20 protein-coding genes are annotated in these 19,066 nt (G+C 46.6%); 14 read left to right on the top strand and 6 right to left on the bottom strand.

Annotation, left to right across the window (positions count from 1 at the left end; all coding sequences use genetic code 11):
• Positions 1-8: 8 nt before the first annotated feature.
• The 12 genes from R7Z41_RS18545 to glmU all read left to right on the top strand — a co-directional run bounded on the left by R7Z41_RS18545 (position 9) and on the right by glmU (position 10,350).
• Entirely contained in the window at positions 9-782 is a 774-nt protein-coding gene (locus R7Z41_RS18545; RefSeq protein ID WP_005383838.1) for a ParA family protein, read from the top strand.
• Positions 783-806: 24 nt separating this feature from the next.
• Positions 807-1,688, top strand: coding sequence for a ParB/RepB/Spo0J family partition protein (locus R7Z41_RS18550; RefSeq protein ID WP_005383840.1), 882 nt, complete (start codon positions 807-809; stop codon positions 1,686-1,688).
• Positions 1,689-1,877: 189 nt separating this feature from the next.
• A complete protein-coding gene (locus tag R7Z41_RS18555; protein ID WP_005378921.1) occupies positions 1,878-2,267 on the top strand; it encodes a F0F1 ATP synthase subunit I in 390 nt (129 codons plus the stop codon).
• A gap of 8 nt (positions 2,268-2,275) precedes the next feature.
• Positions 2,276-3,088: a F0F1 ATP synthase subunit A gene (gene atpB / locus R7Z41_RS18560; RefSeq protein WP_005378922.1), complete on the top strand. Its 813-nt coding sequence runs from the start codon at positions 2,276-2,278 to the stop codon at positions 3,086-3,088.
• Between the two features lie 57 nt (positions 3,089-3,145).
• Positions 3,146-3,400, top strand: coding sequence for a F0F1 ATP synthase subunit C (gene atpE, locus R7Z41_RS18565; protein WP_002540812.1), 255 nt, complete (start codon positions 3,146-3,148; stop codon positions 3,398-3,400).
• 74 nt (positions 3,401-3,474) lie between these two features.
• Positions 3,475-3,945 carry a F0F1 ATP synthase subunit B gene (gene atpF, locus R7Z41_RS18570; protein WP_005378929.1) on the top strand — a complete coding sequence of 157 codons (471 nt, stop codon included), beginning with the start codon at positions 3,475-3,477 and terminating at the stop codon, positions 3,943-3,945.
• A 14-nt stretch (positions 3,946-3,959) separates the two neighbouring features.
• Positions 3,960-4,493: a F0F1 ATP synthase subunit delta gene (gene atpH, locus R7Z41_RS18575; protein WP_053350671.1), complete on the top strand. Its 534-nt coding sequence runs from the start codon at positions 3,960-3,962 to the stop codon at positions 4,491-4,493.
• 13 nt (positions 4,494-4,506) lie between these two features.
• On the top strand, positions 4,507-6,048 hold the full coding sequence (gene atpA, locus R7Z41_RS18580) for a F0F1 ATP synthase subunit alpha (RefSeq protein WP_005378931.1): 1,542 nt from the start codon (positions 4,507-4,509) through the stop codon (positions 6,046-6,048).
• 44 nt (positions 6,049-6,092) lie between these two features.
• Complete coding sequence (atpG, locus tag R7Z41_RS18585; protein WP_005378932.1) at positions 6,093-6,959, top strand: F0F1 ATP synthase subunit gamma; 867 nt, start codon at positions 6,093-6,095, stop codon at positions 6,957-6,959.
• 35 nt (positions 6,960-6,994) lie between these two features.
• Positions 6,995-8,398: a F0F1 ATP synthase subunit beta gene (gene atpD, locus R7Z41_RS18590; RefSeq protein WP_005383849.1), complete on the top strand. Its 1,404-nt coding sequence runs from the start codon at positions 6,995-6,997 to the stop codon at positions 8,396-8,398.
• Positions 8,399-8,416: 18 nt separating this feature from the next.
• Positions 8,417-8,839, top strand: coding sequence for a F0F1 ATP synthase subunit epsilon (locus R7Z41_RS18595; RefSeq protein WP_005378937.1), 423 nt, complete (start codon positions 8,417-8,419; stop codon positions 8,837-8,839).
• A gap of 149 nt (positions 8,840-8,988) precedes the next feature.
• Positions 8,989-10,350, top strand: coding sequence for a bifunctional UDP-N-acetylglucosamine diphosphorylase/glucosamine-1-phosphate N-acetyltransferase GlmU (glmU, locus tag R7Z41_RS18600; protein ID WP_047102566.1), 1,362 nt, complete (start codon positions 8,989-8,991; stop codon positions 10,348-10,350).
• Between the two features lie 80 nt (positions 10,351-10,430).
• On the opposite strand, the gene R7Z41_RS18605 is transcribed toward glmU, so the two are convergent.
• Positions 10,431-11,171, bottom strand: coding sequence for an amino acid ABC transporter permease (locus tag R7Z41_RS18605; protein WP_005383852.1), 741 nt, complete (start codon positions 11,169-11,171; stop codon positions 10,431-10,433).
• Positions 11,172-11,286: 115 nt separating this feature from the next.
• On the opposite strand from R7Z41_RS18605, the gene R7Z41_RS18610 reads away from it, so the two are divergent.
• Positions 11,287-12,063, top strand: coding sequence for a transporter substrate-binding domain-containing protein (locus tag R7Z41_RS18610; RefSeq protein ID WP_017821564.1), 777 nt, complete (start codon positions 11,287-11,289; stop codon positions 12,061-12,063).
• 44 nt (positions 12,064-12,107) lie between these two features.
• On the opposite strand, the gene punC is transcribed toward R7Z41_RS18610, so the two are convergent.
• Positions 12,108-13,313 (bottom strand): purine nucleoside transporter PunC, encoded by a 1,206-nt coding sequence (punC, locus tag R7Z41_RS18615; protein WP_005378946.1) that lies wholly within the window; start codon positions 13,311-13,313, stop codon positions 12,108-12,110.
• A gap of 152 nt (positions 13,314-13,465) precedes the next feature.
• On the opposite strand from punC, the gene punR reads away from it, so the two are divergent.
• On the top strand, positions 13,466-14,368 hold the full coding sequence (gene punR, locus R7Z41_RS18620) for a DNA-binding transcriptional activator PunR (RefSeq protein ID WP_005378948.1): 903 nt from the start codon (positions 13,466-13,468) through the stop codon (positions 14,366-14,368).
• Between the two features lie 54 nt (positions 14,369-14,422).
• Here the strand turns inward: punR and ilvA are convergent, their stop codons facing one another.
• Genes ilvA through ilvM form a run of 4 tightly spaced genes read right to left on the bottom strand, consistent with a single transcriptional unit; the run spans position 14,423 to position 19,063 of the window.
• The gene (gene ilvA / locus R7Z41_RS18625; RefSeq protein ID WP_017635600.1) at positions 14,423-15,970 is read right to left on the bottom strand and encodes a threonine ammonia-lyase, biosynthetic; all 1,548 of its coding nucleotides are present in this window, start codon (positions 15,968-15,970) and stop codon (positions 14,423-14,425) included.
• Between the two features lie 2 nt (positions 15,971-15,972).
• On the bottom strand, positions 15,973-17,814 hold the full coding sequence (gene ilvD / locus R7Z41_RS18630; protein ID WP_005383859.1) for a dihydroxy-acid dehydratase: 1,842 nt from the start codon (positions 17,812-17,814) through the stop codon (positions 15,973-15,975).
• A gap of 13 nt (positions 17,815-17,827) precedes the next feature.
• Positions 17,828-18,766, bottom strand: a complete 939-nt coding sequence (gene ilvE / locus R7Z41_RS18635) for a branched-chain-amino-acid transaminase (protein ID WP_005378953.1) — start codon at positions 18,764-18,766, stop codon at positions 17,828-17,830.
• Positions 18,767-18,778: 12 nt separating this feature from the next.
• Positions 18,779-19,063 (bottom strand): acetolactate synthase 2 small subunit, encoded by a 285-nt coding sequence (gene ilvM, locus R7Z41_RS18640; RefSeq protein WP_005378958.1) that lies wholly within the window; start codon positions 19,061-19,063, stop codon positions 18,779-18,781.
• Positions 19,064-19,066: the final 3 nt, after the last annotated feature.

The raw sequence follows: 19,066 nt of genomic DNA on the forward strand, positions 1-19,066 counted from the left end.
AGGTAATCGTGGGTAAAATTGTAGCAATCGCCAACCAGAAAGGTGGGGTCGGCAAAACAACAACGTGCATTAACTTAGCGGCTTCGATGGCGGCAACAAAGCGCAAGGTTTTGGTGATCGATCTCGACCCGCAAGGCAATGCTACGATGGCCAGTGGCGTGGATAAGTATATGGTCGATGCCACCGCATACGATCTTTTGGTCGAAGATACACCGTTCGATCAAGTCGTTTGTACCCAAACAACAGGGAAGTATGATTTGATCGCGGCGAACGGAGACGTAACCGCGGCAGAAATCAAATTGATGGAAGTTTTCGCTCGTGAAGTGCGTCTAAAAAATGCATTGTCGTCAGTTCGCGATAACTATGATTTCATCTTTATTGATTGTCCTCCTTCTCTAAACCTTCTTACAATCAATGCGATGGCGGCAGCTGACTCTGTGCTGGTGCCGATGCAATGTGAATACTTTGCGTTAGAAGGTTTAACTGCTCTTATGGATACAATCAGCAAGTTAGCGGCTGTTGTGAATGAAAACCTAAAAATCGAAGGTTTATTGCGTACCATGTACGACCCACGCAACCGCTTATCGAATGAAGTATCCGATCAACTTAAAAAACACTTTGGGAATAAAGTTTACCGTACTGTCATTCCGCGTAATGTTCGTTTGGCTGAAGCGCCAAGTCACGGTAAGCCAGCAATGTACTACGATAAGTACTCCGCAGGTGCCAAAGCGTATCTTGCTCTAGCGGGCGAAATGCTCCGCCGCGAAGAAATCCCAGTTTAACTCTAACCTAAGGAATTCAATCCCATGTCTAAGCGTGGTCTCGGAAAAGGACTGGATGCGTTATTGTCGACCAGTTCGTTTGCTCGTGAAAAACAGCATATTGCATCGCATAGCCAAGAATTATCGGCAGACGGTGAGTTAACCGATTTAGCGATTGGTCAATTGCAGCCGGGCGTATACCAACCGCGTAAAGATATGGCGCCTGAAGCGCTAGAAGAACTAGCGGCTTCGATTCAATCACAAGGCATTATTCAACCAATCGTGGTTCGCCAGGTCGAAAATGGTCAGTTTGAGATCATCGCAGGTGAGCGCCGCTGGCGTGCTGCAAGGCAGGCGGGTTTAAAACGCGTGCCGTGTTTGGTGAAAAAAGTTGAAGATCGTGCCGCCATCGCCATGGCGTTGATTGAAAACATTCAACGTGAAGACTTGAATGTGATTGAGGAAGCCCAAGCGCTTGAACGTCTACAAGATGAATTCACGCTGACACATCAGCAAGTGGCCGATGTGATTGGTAAATCAAGAACGACGGTCAGTAACCTATTACGTCTGAATCAGTTGGAAGTTGATGTAAAAGGTCTGGTTGCAGATAAAAAATTGGAAATGGGTCATGCTCGAGCTCTGTTAGCGTTAGAAGGCGAACAGCAAGTCGAAGTAGCTCAACAAGTGGCTAAGAAGCAAATGACTGTTCGCCAAACCGAACAGTTAGTAAAAAAGTGCTTAGCCCCACAAAATGAGCAAAAAGGGCAACAAGAGGATACCGAAGCCGAGCAAATGTCGCATAAATTGAGTCAGCTGCTTGATGCAAAAGTTTCTCTTACCCGTTCTGCAAACGGAAAAGCGAAATTGACGATAAGTCTTGATGAGCCTCACAAATTGGACCAACTAATTGCCAAGCTTGAGGCCTAGATGAGATAATTGATTTAGGTCAATTAATCTAATTAATCGAATTTTGTGCGAAAGTTGTCGTTTTGTAAACAAAACTGTAAGTTTTTGATGCAATCGAATTGCTTTACGTTGAACTGAACGTATAATTTTCGCCAATTTCCCAGCACAGAGAGTTAAGTGCGAAGTGGATATTACTAGAGGTACGAATACATGGTAGCTGCGTTAGCTAGACCAGGACGAGAGCTCGCAAGGCAATTGTTAATGATCCAGTCTGGCGCGGTTATTTTTGTGGCAGCAGGAATGGCGGTAGCCATAAATCCTGACTGGGGATTTTCAGCGCTGATTGGCGGAGGCATTTTTGTTGTTGCCAATGCAGTATTCGCGCTGTGTGCTTTCATGTTTAGTGGAGCTCGCGCTGCCAAGCGCATCGCTGCTTCCTTCTATACGGGTGAAGTACTGAAAATTCTCATCACGGTTGCACTGTTCTATGTTGCCTACATGTATATGCAGGTGGAACTTGTTCCCCTCAAACTAACCTATTTGCTGGTACTAGGTATTAATATCTGTGCACCAGTGCTATTCATTAACAACAAAAAATAGGATGAGTTATGGCTGCGCCAGGTGAAGCGCTAACATCGTCCGGTTACATTGCCCACCACCTTTCTAACCTATCGCTATACAAGTTGGGTTTAGTAGGGTCGGAGACAAGTTTCTGGAACGTACATATCGATAGCCTGTTTTTTTCTTGGTTTACTGGTTTAATTTTCCTCGGAATTTTTTACAAAGTAGCAAAGAGAACAACAGCGGGTGTACCGGGTAAGCTTCAGTGTGCTGTAGAAATGATCGTTGAATTTGTCGCCGATAACGTCAAAGACACGTTCCATGGACGCAACCCACTGATCGCGCCTTTAGCACTGACTATCTTTTGTTGGGTATTTTTGATGAACGTGATGGACTTAGTTCCTATCGACTTCTTACCATACCCAGCAGAGCATTGGCTAGGTATTCCTTACCTTAAGGTTGTACCGTCTGCTGATGTGAATATCACCATGGCTATGGCTCTAGGCGTTTTTGCATTGATGATTTACTACAGCATCAAAGTAAAAGGTCTAGGTGGATTCGCAAAAGAACTTGCACTACATCCATTCAATCACCCACTGATGATTCCGTTTAACCTACTAATTGAAGTGGTATCGCTATTAGCGAAACCTCTATCACTTGGTATGCGTCTATTCGGTAACATGTTCGCGGGTGAGGTTGTATTCATTCTTTGTGCGGCAATGCTACCATGGTACTTACAATGGATGGGTTCACTACCGTGGGCAATCTTCCATATCTTGGTTATTACGATTCAAGCCTTCGTATTCATGATGTTGACAATTGTTTACCTGTCAATGGCACACGAAGATCCTGATCATTAATTTTTTTAAAGCTTTTTATTTGGGCACTAAGCCAACAACTATAAATTGGAGATAGTAATGGAAACTTTACTGAGCTTTTCTGCAATCGCCGTAGGTATTATCGTCGGTCTTGCTTCTCTTGGTACAGCGATTGGTTTCGCACTGCTAGGTGGTAAATTCCTAGAAGGTGCTGCACGTCAACCAGAAATGGCTCCTATGCTACAAGTTAAGATGTTCATCATCGCGGGTCTACTTGATGCGGTTCCAATGATCGGTATCGTAATCGCGCTACTATTCACTTTCGCAAACCCATTCGTTGGTCAACTAGGTTAATCACCTTTAACTCGGGACGGGCGATTATCGCTTGTCACTGATTAACACTAAGTCCAAATAGAGGGGTAGCTGTTGTGAACATAAACGCAACTCTGCTAGGTCAAGCAATCTCGTTCGCACTATTTGTGTGGTTCTGCATGAAGTATGTATGGCCACCATTGATGCAAGCGATCGAAGAGCGTCAGAAGAAAATTGCTGATGGTCTTCAAGCAGCAGAACGTGCTGCGAAAGACTTGGATCTAGCACAAGCCAACGCTTCTGATCAATTGAAAGAAGCGAAGCGCACAGCAACTGAGATCATCGAACAAGCGAACAAGCGTAAGTCTCAAATTCTTGATGAAGCTCGCGAGGAAGCTCAGGCAGAACGCCAGAAAATCCTAGCGCAAGCAGAAGCAGAACTTGAAGCTGAACGCAATCGTGCACGCGATGAGCTGCGCAAACAAGTTGCTACTCTGGCTGTAGCTGGTGCTGAGAAAATCCTTGAGCGTTCTATCGATAAAGATGCGCAAAAAGATATTCTCGACAACATTACTGCAAAACTTTAAGTCTGGGGGCGCATATGTCTGATTTGACTACTATCGCACGCCCCTATGCTAAAGCAGCCTTCGACTTTGCTTTAGAGAAAGACCAGTTGGACCAATGGGGCCAAATGTTATCTTTTGCTGCTGAAGTGGCCAAAAACGAACAAATGAACGAACTACTAACGGGTTCGGTTTCTGCTGACAAAATGGCAGAAATTTTTGTTGCAGTTTGCGGCGAACAAGTTGATGCGCACGGTCAAAACCTTTTGAAGGTAATGGCTGAGAATGGTCGTTTATCGGCCCTTCCTGATGTTTGTACGGAGTTTTTTACTCTGAAAAAAGAACATGAGAAAGAAATTGATGTTGAAGTAATTTCAGCAACAGAGCTTTCTGATGAACAACTTGCAAACATTGGCAGCAAACTTGAAAAGCGTCTTGAACGCAAAGTGAAGCTGAATTGCAGTGTAGATGAGACCCTACTTGGTGGGGTTATTATTCGAGCCGGAGACCTAGTCATCGATGACTCAGCGCGTGGTCGTTTGAACCGCCTGAGCGATGCATTGCAGTCTTAATGGGGATTGGAGCATGCAACTTAATTCCACGGAAATTAGCGATCTGATCAAACAACGTATCGAATCTTTCGAAGTTGTTAGTGAAGCTCGCAACGAGGGTACTATCGTATCGGTAAGCGATGGTATCATCCGCATCCACGGCCTAGCGGACGTGATGCAAGGTGAAATGATTGAATTACCGGGTGGCCGTTATGCACTGGCACTTAACCTTGAGCGTGACTCGGTTGGTGCGGTTGTAATGGGCCCATATGCTGACCTTAAGGAAGGCATGAAAGTTACAGGTACTGGCCGCATTCTTGAAGTGCCAGTTGGTCCAGAACTACTAGGCCGCGTAGTAAACACGCTGGGTGAGCCTATCGATGGTAAAGGTCCAATCGAAGCGAAAATGACTTCGCCTGTAGAAGTGATCGCACCAGGTGTAATCGACCGTAAATCGGTAGACCAACCTGTGCAAACTGGTTATAAGTCAGTTGACTCAATGATCCCAATCGGTCGTGGTCAGCGTGAGCTTATCATCGGTGACCGTCAGATTGGTAAAACAGCACTGGCGATCGACGCGATCATCAACCAGAAAGACTCTGGTATTTTCTCTATCTACGTAGCAATCGGTCAGAAAGCATCGACTATCGCTAACGTTGTTCGCAAACTAGAAGAGCACGGCGCACTACAAAATACTATCGTTGTAGTTGCATCAGCTTCTGAATCTGCAGCGCTTCAATATCTAGCGCCTTACGCAGGTTGTGCGATGGGTGAATACTTCCGCGATCGCGGTGAAGACGCACTGATTGTTTACGATGATCTATCTAAGCAAGCGGTAGCTTACCGTCAGATCTCTCTACTACTTAAACGTCCACCAGGCCGTGAGGCATTCCCAGGTGACGTATTCTACTTACACTCGCGTCTACTAGAGCGTGCAGCTCGTGTAAACGAAGAGTACGTAGAGCGTTTCACTAACGGTGAAGTGAAAGGTAAGACTGGTTCTTTGACTGCTCTTCCTATCATCGAAACTCAAGCAGGTGACGTTTCAGCATTCGTACCGACTAACGTAATCTCGATTACCGATGGTCAGATCTTCCTACAAACTGAGCTATTCAACGCTGGTGTTCGTCCTGCTGTTGACCCAGGTATCTCAGTATCTCGTGTAGGTGGTTCAGCTCAGACGAAAATCATCAAGAAACTATCAGGTGGTATCCGTACAGCACTAGCTGCATACCGTGAACTAGCGGCATTTGCTCAGTTCTCTTCTGACCTTGATGACGCAACGAAGAAACAGCTAGACCATGGTCAAAAAGTTACAGAACTAATGAAGCAGAAGCAGTACGCTCCAATGTCTGTATTTGACCAAGCTCTAACTATCTTCGCGGCAGAGCGCGGTTACCTTGATGATGTAGAACTTAACAAAGTTCTAGATTTCGAGGCGGCTCTACTATCGTACGCTCGCGGTCAATACGCTGAACTAGCAGCTGAGATCGACAAGTCTGGCGCTTACAACGATGAAATCGAAGCTCAGTTGAAGAAACTGACTGACGACTTCAAAGCAACCCAAACTTGGTAATTAGGTCGGTGGCAGTTTCTGCCACCAACTAACGGAGAGTAACGATGGCCGGCGCAAAAGAGATACGTAATAAAATCGGTAGTGTTAAAAGCACTCAGAAAATTACGAAAGCGATGGAAATGGTAGCAGCTTCAAAAATGCGTCGTTCTCAAGATGCAATGGAAGCTTCTCGTCCATACGCTGAAACAATGCGTAAAGTGATCGGTCATGTGGCTAACGCAAACCTAGAGTACCGTCATCCGTACCTAGAAGAGCGTGAAGCTAAACGTGTTGGTTACATCATCGTTTCGACAGACCGTGGTCTGTGTGGTGGTTTGAACATTAACGTGTTCAAAAAAGCCGTTACAGACATGCAAGCATGGAGAGAGAAAGGTGCTGAGATTGAGCTAGCCGTTGTTGGCTCAAAAGCAACAGCTTTCTTTAAACATGGTGGCGCAAAAGTTGCGGCACAGGTTTCTGGTCTTGGAGATAATCCAAGCCTACAAGACCTAATCGGCTCTGTTGGCGTAATGCTGAAGAAATACGATGAAGGTGAACTGGACCGTCTATATGTAGTATTCAACAAGTTTGTAAATACTATGGTTCAGCAACCAACGATCGATCAATTGCTACCTTTGCCTAAATCGGACAGCGAAGAGATGCAGCGTGAGCATTCATGGGACTACATCTATGAGCCTGAACCAAAACCTCTACTGGATACGCTATTAGTGCGTTACGTAGAGTCTCAGGTATACCAAGGTGTGGTTGAGAACCTTGCTTGTGAGCAAGCGGCTCGAATGATTGCGATGAAGGCTGCAACGGATAACGCAACCAGTTTGATTGACGATTTGGAACTTGTGTATAACAAAGCCCGTCAGGCTGCGATTACACAAGAACTATCAGAAATCGTTGGTGGTGCAGCTGCGGTTTAAGCTTAGGTAAAACGAAATAGTTTAGAGGATTAACGATGGCTACAGGTAAGATCGTACAGATCATCGGTGCGGTAGTCGACGTAGAGTTCCCACAGAGCAATGTACCTAGTGTATATGACGCTCTAAACGTAACGGACTCAAAAGAGCGTCTAGTTCTTGAAGTTCAACAACAGCTAGGCGGTGGCGTAGTTCGTTGTATCGTAATGGGTAGCTCTGATGGTTTACGTCGTGGAGTAGAAGTGGTTAACACTGGCGCTCCAATTTCAGTACCAGTAGGTACTAAAACTCTAGGTCGTATCATGAACGTCCTAGGTGACGCGATTGACGAGCGTGGTGAAGTGGGTGCGGAAGAGGTTTACTCTATCCACCGTAGTGCACCAAGCTACGAAGAGCAATCAAACGAAATTGCACTTCTAGAAACGGGCGTTAAAGTAATCGACCTAATTTGTCCATTCGCTAAGGGTGGTAAAATCGGTCTATTCGGTGGTGCAGGTGTAGGTAAGACCGTTAACATGATGGAACTTATCAACAACATCGCACTACAGCACTCAGGTCTATCAGTATTTGCTGGTGTTGGTGAGCGTACTCGTGAAGGTAACGATTTCTACTACGAGATGCAGGAAGCGGGCGTTGTAAACGTTGAGAAGCCTGAAGAATCAAAAGTAGCGATGGTTTACGGTCAGATGAACGAGCCACCAGGTAACCGTCTACGTGTTGCACTGACTGGTCTAACAATGGCAGAGCGTTTCCGTGACGAAGGTCGTGACGTACTACTGTTCATTGATAACATCTACCGTTACACACTTGCAGGTACAGAGGTATCAGCACTACTAGGTCGTATGCCTTCTGCGGTAGGTTACCAGCCAACTCTTGCAGAAGAGATGGGTGTACTTCAGGAGCGTATCACGTCAACGAAATCAGGTTCTATCACGTCTGTACAGGCGGTATACGTACCAGCGGATGACTTGACTGACCCGTCTCCAGCAACAACGTTCGCGCACTTGGATGCAACGGTTGTACTTAACCGTAACATCGCTGCAATGGGTCTATACCCTGCGATCGACCCGCTAGATTCAACATCTCGTATGCTTGATCCACTAGTCGTTGGTCAAGATCACTACGAAGTTGCTCGTGGTGTTCAGCAGACTCTTCAGCGCTACAAAGAGCTGAAAGATATCATTGCTATCCTAGGTATGGACGAGCTATCTGAAGAAGATAAGCAAGTTGTATCTCGTGCACGTAAGATTGAGCGTTTCCTAACTCAGCCTTACCACGTAGCAGAAGTATTTACAGGTGACCCTGGTATTTACGTACCTCTAAAAGAGACTCTACGTGGCTTTAAAGGTCTACTAGCTGGTGAATACGACGACATTCCTGAGCAGGCATTTATGTACTGCGGTAGCATCGACGATGCTATTGAGAATGCGAAGAAGCTATAAGGCTAACTAGGAGGCGATATGGCAGCAATAACCTTTCACCTAGACGTAGTAAGCGCTGAGAAGAAAATCTTCTCTGGTCGTGTTGAAACGTTTCAGGTGACCGGTAGCGAAGGTGAACTTGGTATTTTCCATGGTCACACACCGCTGCTGACCGCTATCAAGCCTGGTATGGTGCGTATTGTGAAACAGCACGGCCACGAAGAAATTATTTATGTTTCTGGTGGTATGGTAGAGATTCAGCCTGGTACAGCGACTGTACTAGCTGATACAGCTATCCGTGGTGAAGAGCTAGACGCAGCGAAGGCAGAAGAAGCCAAACGCCGCGCTGAGGAGCAAATCCAGAATCAGCATGGTGACATGGACTTCGCACAAGCGGCCAGTGAACTGGCTAAAGCCATTGCTCAGCTACGAGTTATCGAGCTGACAAAAAAGCGTCGCTAAGCTCAATTAGCAACGTTGCATGAAAAAAGGCGGCCAATTGGTCGCCTTTTTGATTAATTTTAGTTGGAAATTTACCTTACTCCATTAACTATTTTAAAAGAGCTGTTTAAAATAACGGCCAATTAACATAAAACGTCAATAGGTTATCAATGAAATTCAGTGCTGTGATTCTTGCAGCGGGTAAAGGTACCCGTATGCATTCGAACATGCCTAAGGTGCTACACACTTTGGCAGGTAAGCCAATGGCAAAACATGTGATTGATACATGTACAGGTCTAGGTGCACAAAATATCCACTTGGTCTTTGGCCACGGTGGTGATCAAATGCAAACCACTCTTGCAGAAGAGCCTGTAAATTGGGTGCTTCAAGCGGAGCAGTTAGGGACAGGTCATGCGGTTGATCAAGCGTCTCCGAAGTTTGAAGACGATGAAAAAGTACTGGTGCTTTACGGTGATGTTCCACTGATTTCAGCTGAAACGATTGAAAACCTATTAGATGCACAGCCAACAGGCGGTATTGCACTACTAACAGTGATTCTAGATAACCCGACAGGCTACGGTCGTATTATCCGTAAGAATGGTCCTGTTGTGGCGATCGTTGAGCAAAAAGATGCAACAGAAGAACAAAAACAAATTAAAGAGATCAACACTGGCGTGATGGTTGCGACTGGTGGGGATCTTAAGCGTTGGTTGTCTGGCTTAAACAACAACAACGCACAAGGCGAATACTACCTAACTGACGTTATTGCAGCTGCACACGATGAAGGTCGTGCCGTTGAGGCAGTACACCCAGTCAATGCCATTGAGGTGGAAGGGGTCAATGACCGCGCACAGCTTGCTCGTCTAGAGCGTGCTTTCCAGTCAATGCAAGCTCAGAAGCTACTAGAGCAAGGTGTCATGCTACGCGATCCAGCACGCTTTGATTTGCGTGGTGAGTTACAGTGCGGTATGGACTGTGAAATCGACGTGAACGTTATCGTCGAAGGTAAAGTTTCACTGGGTGATAACGTGGTTATCGGTGCGGGTTGTGTACTGAAAGATTGTGAAATCGACGACAACACCATCGTTCGCCCTTACAGTGTGATTGAAGGTGCAACGGTTGGTGAAGAATGTACGGTTGGTCCATTTACTCGCCTTCGTCCTGGTGCTGAAATGCGTAACGATTCCCATGTGGGTAACTTCGTTGAAGTGAAAAATGCGCGCATCGGAGAAGGTTCAAAAGCGAACCACCTAACTTACTTAGGTGATGCAGAGATCGGTCAACGTACTAACATCGGCGCAGGTACTATCACTTGTAACTACGATGGTGCGAACAAGTTTAAAACCATCATCGGTAATGATGTTTTTGTTGGTTCTGATAGCCAGCTGGTGGCGCCTGTCACTATCGCTGATGGCGCAACCATCGGTGCAGGCACGACACTAACAAAAGATGTTGAAGAAGGTGAGTTAGTAATTACTCGCGTCAAAGAGCGCAAAATTACTGGCTGGCAGCGTCCTGTAAAACAGAAATAAGCATTACCTACACTCTGTCTCTATATTGTCAAAGCCGCTCAACAAGAGCGGCTTTGTTGTTTCTAGCTAAGGCTTCATCGCTAGTAGCTAGGAATGGCAATACGTTTTTCGAGCCAACGAACGGCTTGAGATACAAATAGGATGAGCAACAAGTACTCCAAAACGAGGAAGGTATAAATCTCTAAGGGTAAGTACTCATTCACCACCAGCTCATTAGCACGGCGAGTGAGATCGCTTAAACCAATCACGCTGACTAAAGAACTCATCTTGAGAATGTAGACAAATTGATTGCCCAGTGGTGGGAGAATTTGCCGAAATGCTTGGGGAAGAATTACCAGGCGCATCTTTTGCCAATAGCTTAAGCCCAAAGATTCAGCCGCTTCATGTTGGCCACGGCTGATAGCTTGTATCCCACCGCGAAACACTTCCGCCATAAACGCACTCTCAGCGATAGTCAGTGCAATAACACCCGCCCAAAAGTGATTGAGTGAGACATCCAATAGTGTAGGCATGCCGTAATACACCCAAAGTAGTAAGACTAAAACTGGCACTGAACGGATCACCTCGACATAAATACGGTTTATCCACTTCAGAGAGGCAGAGTCCGACAGAGCGGGTAACGCAACGATCAGGCCCAAGCTCATCGCAAATAACATACTGAGGAGTGATACCTGAATGGTGTCATTAAACCCAGCGATTAAAAACTTTAGATTGGTGAGCCCTTGATCCGTCGAAGGGTCAAGTACATACCAGCCCCATTGATAATCTGAACAACCAGTGAGTAATAGCAGTGAAAACAGCCATAGAGTTCGAAACGTCACATTTACTCCCTGAATTAACTAAAAAACTTCCTTTGTTGCTGCTATGTTATCAGTAGAGCTCTAATAAAGGTTAATTATTAAACCGTATAAGGTCATTATTTTTAAGGGAATAAAAATGAGAAAGATTTTACTAGTGCTAGGAATGTGTTTGCTTGCTGTGACTCAAGTCGCTCACGCTGAAAGCCGTCTTCAATCCATTTTAGACAATGGCGTACTCCGAGTTGGAACGACGGGAGATTGGAATCCGATGACGATGAAAGACCCCGCGACAAACAGTTATCGTGGCTTCGATATCGATGTAACAACAGAACTTGCTAAAGATCTCGGTGTAAAAGTGGAGTATGTGCCCACGGATTGGAAGACGCTAGTTAATGGCATTACCGCCAACAAATACGATATTACTGGCAGCGCATCTCTGAACATGTCGCGCGCGAAAGTAGCTGGATACAGCCAGCCGTATTTCTACCTTGCCTTTGTACCTGTGGTGCAAAAGAAAGATCTCGCCAAATTTTCTGATTGGGCGGATTTTAATAAACCAGAAGTAAAAGTCGCAGCGACGTTAGGTACGGTACAAGAAAAAATGGTGAAAGAGTTCTTCCCGTCTGCTCAGCATATTGTTATTGAAGCGCCAGCGCGCGACTTCCAAGAACTACTAGCTCGCAGGGCCGATGTATCCGTGACGTCCAATGTGGAAGCAGCGACGTTGGTGGATAAGTTTAAACAGTTGGCGATAGTGCCAGTGACCGCACCGCGTAAACCAACCCCAATTGCTATGTTGTTGCCGCAAGACGATCAAGTATGGATTAATTACATCAATCACTGGGTAGAGTTGAAAAAGACTCAAGGCTTTTTTAAGCAGACTGCCAAGAAATGGGGGTTGAAAAGCTTATAAACAGAAAGAGCCGCATTGCGCGGCTCTTTTTATTATCTGAACGATTAAAGTTCGTCTTCACTCACGACTCGGGCGTTGTCAGGAGTCGTAAAGTGCTTGGATAATTCGCGATTCGACAGAATGTATCCCATCCACAGCCCACCCATACAGATGATGATTGCGATGCCAGTAACCATCTGAGCTTGGCTTGCCATTGCGGCTACCAATGCACTTGAGAAGCTACTTACACAGATTTGCAGGCTGTTTTGCAGACCTGCTGCTGTTGCAGGGCTCTGTTGTGCGCTGGCCAGTGCACGGTTTACCACTATTGGGTACAGCGCGCCGTTAGCAACGGCAATCAAACAGAATGGCGCAAGAATAGGCCAAATCGATGACAGCTCCCACTGTGAAGCAATGAAAATCATTAATGCCGCGACACTAAATAGGCCAATCAGTTGGCGCAGAACCTTTTCATCACCAAATTTTCGAACGCCTACTTTACCTAAGTAGCCACCAGCCATAAACGCGATGGTTTGTGGGATAAAGCTCAAACCAATATCTTTTGCTTCGTAGCCCAGTTGCGCCATGATTTCTGGCATCCCAGTTAGGTAAGCAAAGAATGCAGCTGAAGCCGTCGCAAACATAAACACGTTGCCAAGGTATTTTTTAGAACTCAGCAGCGCTTTGATGTCGGCAGACATACTGGTTTGTTTGATTTCTGCTTTCTCGTCTTTTTGTGCCATGGTCGCAAAGACCAAAAAGACACCAACCAGTGTTAGCGTAATAAAGATACTGTGCCAGCCGAAGTTATCTGCCAACACAACCCCTAATTGAGGTGCTAGTGCTGGTGATAGCGCGACGAGTGGCATGATTGTCGCAAAAATTTGTTGGCTACTGCTTGAGTAGCGCTTAATGACCATAGCCTGCCAGATCACGGCTGGTGCACACACACCGATAGCTTGGATAAAGCGCAGTGTGAGTAGTTGCCATACTTGATCACAGAAAGCCAAACCGAATGACGCGATAGTAAATAGCACCAACCCGGCTGCGAGTGTATTACGATGGCCAAATTTATCGGATGCCAATCCCCACATTAGCTGGCCAATCGCCATACCAACGAGGAATACCGTTAAAGAGAGCGCAATTTGCTCAGGGCCTGTTGCAAAGTCGATTTCCATCGCTTTGAATGCTGGCAGATACATATCGGTAGCAACGAAGCCAAGCATCGATAATGCTGCCAGATAAATGAGCTGTAGTTTTGAGATTTTCATGATTCAACCAGTCAAATTATTTAATCATTTTTTAATCAACATCAGTTGGCGCCAACCCTGATTTATTTACCTTATTATTCTATTTTTCGATTTTGAGAAAATAAAACGCTAAAATTGTTGGTTATCAATCAAATTTTTTGAAAGGTTAAATCATGTTCTCTAAAGCGTCTTTGGAAATGCTGGATACGGTTGCCCGTTTAGGCAGTTTCACCGCTGCGGCTGAGGTATTGCATAAAGTCCCCTCAGCCATCAGCTATGGAGTAAGGCAGGTCGAGCAAGATTTAGATGTGGTGCTGTTTCGACGTTTACCAAGGAAAGTCGAGCTAACTCCAGCGGGTGAACTTTTTATGGCCGAGGCGCGCTCTTTGCTGCGTCAAATGGAAGAGGTGAAAGCACAAACGCGGCGAGCGGCTCAAGGATGGAAAAGCACGTTAAAGCTGACCTTAGATAACGTGGTGAAGTTAGAAAAACTCAAACCTTTGGTGGAAGATTTCTATCGCGAGTTTGAATTTGCTGAATTGCAGATCAATATGGAGGTCTTCAATGGTTCTTGGGAAGCCATAGCACAAGGTCGAGCCGACATTGTCGTTGGCGCGACATCTGCGGTTCCCGTTGGGGGAGATTTTGAAGTCAAAGATATGGGCGTATTAGATTGGGCATTTGTAATGTCACCCGCTCATCCTTGCGTTCGACAACAAGTGCTTACTGAAGCGTTTGTGAGTCAATTTCCGGCGATCTGTCTTGATGATACTTCGAACGTGCTGCCAAAACGCCATACTGGCCATTATCCGCAACAGCGCCGATTATTATTGCCCAATTGGTATAGTGCGATTGAATGTTTAAAAAATGGGGTGGGCGTGGGTTACATGCCACGTCATATTGCAACACCCTTAATCAATGATGGTGTGCTGGTGGAGAAGGTCATGCCGGATGATAAACCGCTCAGTCACTGCTGCTTAGTATGGCGCAAAGATGATAATCATAAATTGATCCAGTGGATGGTGGACTATCTTGGGTCGCCTAATCAGCTACATAAAGATTGGTTACAGTCATAAAAAACACCTCGCATTAGCGAGGTGTTTTCATTGATATGTTTAAAATGTGGCGTTTTATGACAAGAAAAACTTATACGATGGGTTGTCTGTCTCGTCTTTGCATTGATAGCCAAGTTCACGTAAATGTGCAGAAAACTGAGCTAAATCGCTTTCATCTAACTCGAAACCACATAAAACACGTCCGTAGTCAGCGCCGTGGTTACGGTAGTTGAACAAGCTGATATTCCAATGAGTACCGAGTGTGCTTAAGAACTTAAGTAGCGCCCCAGGATACTCTGGGAATTCAAAGCTGTAGAGGCGCTCTTTAAGCGGCTTAGATGGCTTACCACCAATCATGTAGCGCACGTGCAGCTTCGCCATTTCATCATCAGACAAATCAACCACTGGGTAGCCACCATCACGTAAGTCGTGAATGATATGTTCTAGCTCTTCCTGACCGCCTTGCAAACGCACACCGACAAAGATATTTGCCAATGCGTCATCGTTGTAGCGGTAGTTAAACTCCGTTACGGCGCGGCCGCCAATGAGGTTACAGAACTCAAAGAAGGCACCTTGACGCTCAGGAATGGTGACGGCAAGCAAACCTTCACGTTTCTCACCAAGCTCGCAACGCTCAGAAACATAACGTAAGCCATGGAAGTTAGTGTTGGCACCAGACAGCACAGTACCTAAATTCTTACCTTGCAGTTTGTTTTGCTCAGCAAACTTCTTCAAACCCGCCAGAGCAAGCGCGCCAGAAGGCTCTGCAATCGCACGGGTGTCTTCAAAGATGTCTTTTACTGCTGCGCAGATTTCATCGCTAGAGACGGCAATATGGCCATCAATGTACTTTTGGCATAGACGGAAAGTCTCTTCGCCAATGCGTTTTACAGCGACGCCATCGGCGAACATGCTGACTTGGTCTAGTACTACTGGCTCACCAGCATCCAAAGCAGCTTTGAGGCATGACGAATCTTCTGGCTCAACTGCAATCACTTTGATTTCTGGCATGAGCTGCTTCACAAGTACCGCAACACCCGCAGCCAAACCGCCACCACCGACAGGGACGAAAATGTAATCAAGGTGACCATTTTGCTGCAGCATTTCCATGCCTATGGTGCCTTGACCTGCAATCACCAGTGGGTGATCGAAAGGAGGGACAAATGTGTACCCATGCAGATCAGAAAGGCGTTCCGCTTCCGCTTTTGCCTCATCGAAGTTGCTGCCGTGCAGCACTACATTGCCACCGAAGCCACGTACCGCATCGACTTTGATGTCTGGTGTGGTTTTAGGCATCACGATGGTGGTTTTGATGCCTAGCTTAGTACCAGAGAGCGCCATGCCTTGAGCGTGGTTACCTGCCGATGCTGCAATGACACCAGCGGCTTTTTGTGCTTCAGATAAACTCGCCACCATGTTGTATGCACCGCGCAATTTGAACGAGTGTACGGGTTGGCGATCTTCACGCTTGATCTGCACGTTATTCCCGATACGTGCAGATAAACGAGGCATTTCTTGCAGTGGCGTCACTGTTGCTACTTCATAAACAGGTGCGCGAAGGATTTGGCGCAGATAATCTGCGCCAGTTTGGTTCACTTGTTTTTCGGGTTGAGCTTCCATCATTGCTAGCCCTCTAGCTTCGACTTGTCTCGTACTGCACCCTTGTCAGCACTGGTTGCCATACTCGCGTACGCTTTGAGTGCAAATGAAACTTCACGTTGGCGGTCAACTGGTTTCCAGCCTAGTTCGTCTTGTTTTGCACGGCGCTCAGCAAGTTCTTGTTCAGACACTTGGAGTGAAATTGAACGGTTTGGAATATCAATTGCAATCATATCGCCTTCTTTTACCAGGCCAATTGCACCGCCGTTTGCTGCTTCAGGAGAGGCGTGGCCGATAGAAAGACCTGATGTGCCGCCAGAGAAACGGCCGTCAGTCAGAAGTGCACACTCTTTGCCAAGGCCCATCGATTTTAGATAAGTGGTTGGGTAAAGCATTTCTTGCATGCCCGGACCACCTTTAGGGCCTTCGTAACGGATAACAACCACGTCGCCAGCTTTTACTTTGCCGCCTAAGATGCCTTCTACGGCGTCTTCTTGGCTTTCGAAAACTACGGCTGGGCCAGTGAATTTATGAATGCTCTCATCCACACCAGCAGTCTTAACGATACAACCATCTAATGCGATGTTGCCTGATAGAACGGCTAGGCCACCTTCTTGGCTAAAGGCATGATCGATAGTACGAATACAGCCTTCCGCACGGTCGTCATCAAGGCGATCCCAGCGGCAATCTTGTGAGAACGCTTGAGTAGTACGAATTCCCGCAGGACCTGCGCGGTAGAACTTAAGTACTTCTTCGTCTTCAGTTTGGATGATGTCGTATTTCGCCAGCTGCTCTTTCATCGAAAGGCCAAGCACGGTGCGCGCATCATTGTGTAGAAGACCTGCACGATCTAACTCACCAAGAATTGCCATGACGCCACCAGCGCGGTGTACATCTTCCATGTGATATTTCTGGGTAGATGGTGCCACTTTACATAGGTGTGGTACTTGGCGTGATAGGCGATCGATATCTTCCATATCGAAATCCACTTCACCTTCTTGCGCTGCAGCCAACAGGTGCAAAATGGTGTTGGTTGAGCCACCCATTGCAATATCCAGTGCCATCGCATTTTCGAACGCATCAAACGTAGCGATGTTGCGTGGCAGTGCTGATTCGTCATCTTGCTCGTAGTAACGACGAGTCAGTTCAACGATGCGACGACCTGCATTAAGGAACAGTTGTTCACGGTCAGCGTGCGTTGCCAGCATAGAACCGTTACCTGGTTGAGAAAGACCCAGTGCTTCCGTTAGACAGTTCATTGAGTTTGCAGTGAACATGCCTGAACACGATCCACACGTTGGACATGCGCTGCGTTCGATCTGCTCGCTTTGCTCATCAGACACTTTTGGATCCGCGCCTTGGATCATCGCATCTACAAGGTCTAGTTTGATGATCTGATCAGAAAGCTTGGTTTTACCCGCTTCCATTGGACCACCAGAAACAAAGATAACCGGGATGTTGAGACGCATAGATGCCATCAACATTCCCGGAGTGATTTTGTCACAGTTAGAGATACATACCATGGCATCGGCACAGTGCGCGTTGACCATGTACTCCACAGAGTCTGCGATCAGTTCGCGTGAAGGCAGTGAGTACAGCATGCCGCCGTGACCCATTGCGATACCATCATCAACCGCGATGGTGTTGAATTCTTTCGCAATACCGCCAGCTTTTTCGATTTCGCGTGCTACAAGCTGACCCATGTCTTTCAGGTGTACGTGACCCGGAACAAATTGAGTAAACGAGTTTACAACGGCGATGATTGGTTTACCGAAGTCTTCTTCTTTCACACCCGTTGCACGCCACAGTGCTCGTGCACCCGCCATGTTACGACCATGTGTGGTGGTAGCTGATCTATATTTTGGCATTTCCTAATCCTTCTTACTTCTGTTCTGGGTACACATAGTCTAACCAGCCCCACTTATCTTCCGTGGTGCCGTCAAATAGGCCAAAGTAGGCTGCTTGTAGTTCTTTAGTGATAGGGCCGCGCTTACCAGTGCCCACTTCAATCTTGTCGATGGTTGCCACTGGTACAATCTCAGCCGCAGTACCTGTCATGAAGACTTCATCGGCAAGGTAAAGGGCTTCACGAGCAATGTTCGCTTCACGTACTTCGTAGCCTTTATCGCGTGCAATTGTCATGATCGAGTCACGAGTGATGCCCGGTAGAATCGCGCTAGTTGCTGGTGGTGTGGTGATTACGCCATCTTTGATAACGAAGATGTTTTCACCAGCCCCTTCCGATAGGTAACCATCTACGCTTAGCGCAATACCTTCGTCGTAACCGTGACGACGCGCTTCACCACCAACCAATAGTGAAGATAGGTAGTTACCGCCTGCTTTAGCTGCAGTTGGGATGGTGTTTGGCGCAGCGCGGTTCCAGCTTGAAATCATCGCATCGACACCTTTTTCTAGCGCTTCTTCGCCTAAGTAAGAGCCCCAAGGAAATGCTGCAATGATTAGATCCATCTCAGTGCCAACTGGTGGACATACGCCTAAGCCAACATTACCGACAAAACCCAATGGACGAATGTAAGCGCTGTCGAGTTTGTTTTGGCGCAGTGTTTCGCGGGTCGCTTCCATGATTTCTTCTACAGAGAAAGGGATCGGAAAGCGGTAAATCTTGGCAGAATCTTTTAGACGTTGTGCATGCTCACGGTGACGGAAGACAATTGGGCCTTTTGGTGTGTTGTAACAGCGCACGCCTTCAAACACGGATGTACCATAGTGCATTGCGTGAGTCAGAACGTGAACGTTCGCCTCTGCCCATGGAACCATCTCACCATTAAACCAAATGAAATCTGCAGTTTTCGTTGCCATTTGTTGCCTTCCTTATGCACTTACGTGTTGTTGTAAGTTGTGATTTGGCAGTTCATCGTTGCGGATTTTTAGCACCTCAACCTTACGAACGTCCCACAACTTCTCTATTTGATTGATCAAAAACGAGATTGGTCGATCGCTGTCGACGATGATCTCGACGCTGGCTACTTTGCTTTCGTGGTTTTGCGTAGCCGCGACTTGTTTGATCACGAAACCTCGGTGACGAATCACACGTAGAACGCGCTCCAACAGTACCGGTTTGTCATCGGCTTTGATGTCGAGTAAATATCTGTCCATGCG

The sequence above is a fragment of the Vibrio sp. 1457 genome, from assembly GCF_033340195.1.
GTDB classification, from domain to species: domain Bacteria; phylum Pseudomonadota; class Gammaproteobacteria; order Enterobacterales; family Vibrionaceae; genus Vibrio; species Vibrio alginolyticus.

Excerpts from the sequence above, each read along its gene's own strand:
- R7Z41_RS18550 (WP_005383840.1), top strand. The coding sequence starts at position 807 with ATGTCTAAGCGTGGTCTCGGAAAAGGACTGGATGCGTTATTGTCGACC.
- R7Z41_RS18555 (WP_005378921.1), top strand. The coding sequence starts at position 1,878 with ATGGTAGCTGCGTTAGCTAGACCAGGACGAGAGCTCGCAAGGCAATTG.
- atpB (WP_005378922.1), top strand. The coding sequence starts at position 2,276 with ATGGCTGCGCCAGGTGAAGCGCTAACATCGTCCGGTTACATTGCCCAC.
- atpE (WP_002540812.1), top strand. The coding sequence starts at position 3,146 with ATGGAAACTTTACTGAGCTTTTCTGCAATCGCCGTAGGTATTATCGTC.
- atpH (WP_053350671.1), top strand. The coding sequence starts at position 3,960 with ATGTCTGATTTGACTACTATCGCACGCCCCTATGCTAAAGCAGCCTTC.
- atpA (WP_005378931.1), top strand. The coding sequence starts at position 4,507 with ATGCAACTTAATTCCACGGAAATTAGCGATCTGATCAAACAACGTATC.
- atpG (WP_005378932.1), top strand. The coding sequence starts at position 6,093 with ATGGCCGGCGCAAAAGAGATACGTAATAAAATCGGTAGTGTTAAAAGC.
- atpD (WP_005383849.1), top strand. The coding sequence starts at position 6,995 with ATGGCTACAGGTAAGATCGTACAGATCATCGGTGCGGTAGTCGACGTA.
- R7Z41_RS18595 (WP_005378937.1), top strand. The coding sequence starts at position 8,417 with ATGGCAGCAATAACCTTTCACCTAGACGTAGTAAGCGCTGAGAAGAAA.
- glmU (WP_047102566.1), top strand. The coding sequence starts at position 8,989 with ATGAAATTCAGTGCTGTGATTCTTGCAGCGGGTAAAGGTACCCGTATG.
- R7Z41_RS18610 (WP_017821564.1), top strand. The coding sequence starts at position 11,287 with ATGAGAAAGATTTTACTAGTGCTAGGAATGTGTTTGCTTGCTGTGACT.
- punC (WP_005378946.1), bottom strand. The coding sequence starts at position 13,313 with ATGAAAATCTCAAAACTACAGCTCATTTATCTGGCAGCATTATCGATG.
- punR (WP_005378948.1), top strand. The coding sequence starts at position 13,466 with ATGTTCTCTAAAGCGTCTTTGGAAATGCTGGATACGGTTGCCCGTTTA.
- ilvA (WP_017635600.1), bottom strand. The coding sequence starts at position 15,970 with ATGATGGAAGCTCAACCCGAAAAACAAGTGAACCAAACTGGCGCAGAT.
- ilvD (WP_005383859.1), bottom strand. The coding sequence starts at position 17,814 with ATGCCAAAATATAGATCAGCTACCACCACACATGGTCGTAACATGGCG.
- ilvE (WP_005378953.1), bottom strand. The coding sequence starts at position 18,766 with ATGGCAACGAAAACTGCAGATTTCATTTGGTTTAATGGTGAGATGGTT.
- ilvM (WP_005378958.1), bottom strand. The coding sequence starts at position 19,063 with ATGGACAGATATTTACTCGACATCAAAGCCGATGACAAACCGGTACTG.